This is a genomic window from Marivita sp. (assembly GCF_051251565.1).
Classification (GTDB): domain Bacteria; phylum Pseudomonadota; class Alphaproteobacteria; order Rhodobacterales; family Rhodobacteraceae; genus Marivita.
This window is the reverse complement of the sequence record NZ_JBPOFB010000063.1, coordinates 1-2,462: the sequence shown is the minus strand read 5'-3', so window position 1 is coordinate 2,462 and position 2,462 is coordinate 1. Positions and strand designations below refer to the sequence as shown.

The following is a 2,462-nucleotide window of genomic DNA, read 5'->3' as shown; positions in this document are numbered from 1 at the left end:
GTGCATTGGTGAGCTGGTCGGCGCCGAGAATCGCGGGTTGATGGCGATGTTCACAATGATGAACAATGCGCGCATCAATGTCGGCAACCAAGGCAACCAGATTGCCGAACGTGCGACGCAGCAGGCGATCTATTATGCGAGCGAGCGCGTGCAATCAGCGCGCGCCGGGTCACCCGACAAAACTCCCGTCGCGATTATTGAACACCCCGATGTGCGGCGCATGATCCTGCGGATGAAGGCGCTGACTGAAGGCGTTCGCGCGCTGCTGTATTACTGCGCTGGTCAAGTGGATCGCGGATCGCTCGGCAATGCGGACGCAAAGAACCGCGCCGAAGTCCTCGTCCCGTTACTCAAGGCTTGGGGCACAGACATGGGCGTCGAAGTTTCTGGGATCGGCATCCAAATTCATGGTGGAATGGGCTTTGTCGAAGAAACCGGCGCAGCGCAGCATTGGCGCGATTCGCGGATCGCTCCGATTTATGAGGGCACCAATGGCATTCAGGCCGCAGACCTTGTGACGCGCAAGCTCGGACTTGAAGGCGGTGAAGCGATGATTGGCCTGTTCGAAGAGATCGCGCGTGATGCGAGTGGAGAGGCCGGACTTTCGGCGCTCGCGTCCGATTGCGCAAACATCGCGCGTTGGATGCGCGATGATGCGAGCCTTGATGATCGGCTCGCGGGCAGTGTCCCGTTCTGCACGATGGCCGCCGTTGCGGTTGCCGGGTGGCAACTGATGAAACAGGCCGCCGCTGTTGCGGATGGTGCCGCGCCGTCGCTCGCTGAGACAAAGCCTGTAACCGTGCGCTTCTTCCTCGACCGGATTGTGCCCGAAGCCGCTGGACTAAAAGCTGGCGCAACTGCGGGTGCGGACCTGCTCTACACCCTCTCTGCCGATAAACTGGCTGGATAGGAGAAATGGGCGCGAAGCGCGGCGAATTGGAGCGGATCGCCGCAGCACTAGAACGGATTGCGCCGCCGACACCTGAACCAGTCGATTGGCTCGCCAGCCCAGCTTATGTGTGGAGCGGTGAGAGCACTCGGACAGTGTTGGCGCTCAAAACAACGCCGCTCGAAACACTTCGCGGGATCGACCAGCACAAGGCTGCGATCTGTAGCAATTTTGCCCGATTGGCATCGGGCGCCGTTGCACATGATATGCTGTTGTGGGGCGCGCGCGGGATGGGCAAATCGGCGCTGATCCGCGCGGCGGCGGTTGCCACGCAAGACGAGCATCCGGGCAAGCTCGCTCTCATCCAAGTCGCGCCCGGTGCCTTGGCGAATGTAACGAATTTGATTGCCGAGCTGTCGGTGCAGGCCCGCGCCTTTGTGCTCTTCATCGACGATCTTGGGTTTGGAGCAGGCGACACGCAGGACAATCTCGCACTGCGCAGTCTGCTTGATGGCGGTGTGATGGCGCGGCCTGCCAATGTGCGGCTTGCGGTCACGTCTAACCGCCGCGCCATCGTTCAACGCAATGCGGCAGAGGACGGCGCGCTGCATGAACGCGATGAGCGTGACAACGCTCTGGCATTGGCGGACCGGTTCGGACTGACGCGCGGCTTCCACCCGTGCGACCGCGATACCTATTTGGAGATATTGCACGCCTACACCGATCCGCTCGGTATCACCTTTGACGAAGAAGAAGCGCTCGCATGGTCGATAGCCCGCGGCAGCCGCTCGGGCCGCACTGCGTATCAATTTGCGTGCGAATTGGCTGGCCGCGAAGGCTTCAGCCTTTAAGTCAGATTATTGCGAGCTGCTGCTGCGCAGGTAATCTTCCTCAAACTGGGCGCGCGGATCGATCAGCTCACCTTCGGGCCGCAAGGGCGGTCCGCGCAGCTGCTCAATCCCTGCACCCGGCTCACTATCAGTGGCGAGAGTTCGCCAGATAATGCCTGCTGTATCGTCCGAAACCAGCAGCGATCCGTCGCCGGCCCACTCCACCCAGGTTGGGCGGCCCTTGGTCGTACCATCGTCGTTTAGGAATCCCGTGAGTACAGGCACCGGTGATCCGGTCGGCTTGCCGCGCTCATCAAACGCAACATAGACCACGTCATAGCCAGAGGGCGGTTTGCGATTCCACGAACCATGGCGAGCGATAAACGCGCCGCTCGCCATATCGTCGCCCATCCGGTGGCCTTGCACAGTAAACACCAGACCAAGCGCGGCAACATGCGGGCCCAATGCATATTCTGGGTTGCGGGTGTATTCGAGCAGGAAGCGCGGCCGCGGTGCATCCACCCGGCGATCAATGTTCTCGCGGTAATAGACCCATGGCCAGCCGTATTGCGCGCCAATCGGCACATTGGTCAGGTAATCAGGCACCAGATCCGATCCGAGCATGTCCCGCTCGTTCACCGTAGTCCAAAGCTCGCCCGACCAGGGGCTGAAATCGAGGCCGTTGGGATTGCGCAGACCGCCTGCAAACTGGCGCGCGCTGCCCGATGCGAGGGTGTATTCCC

General features: G+C 61.2%; 3 protein-coding genes. 2 read left to right on the top strand and 1 reads right to left on the bottom strand.

What is annotated here, in order from left to right; genetic code table 11:
* Positions 1–910 (top strand): acyl-CoA dehydrogenase (locus tag ACSHXH_RS19340; RefSeq protein ID WP_435673434.1); only part of this gene is annotated, 910 nt, incomplete at its 5' end.
* Positions 911–915: 5 nt separating this feature from the next.
* Positions 916–1,740: a DUF815 domain-containing protein gene (locus ACSHXH_RS19335; protein ID WP_435673433.1), complete on the top strand. Its 825-nt coding sequence runs from the start codon at positions 916–918 to the stop codon at positions 1,738–1,740.
* 6 nt (positions 1,741–1,746) lie between these two features.
* On the opposite strand, the gene ACSHXH_RS19330 is transcribed toward ACSHXH_RS19335, so the two are convergent.
* Positions 1,747–2,462: PQQ-dependent sugar dehydrogenase (locus ACSHXH_RS19330; RefSeq protein WP_435673432.1), on the bottom strand; the 716-nt coding region annotated here is incomplete at its 5' end.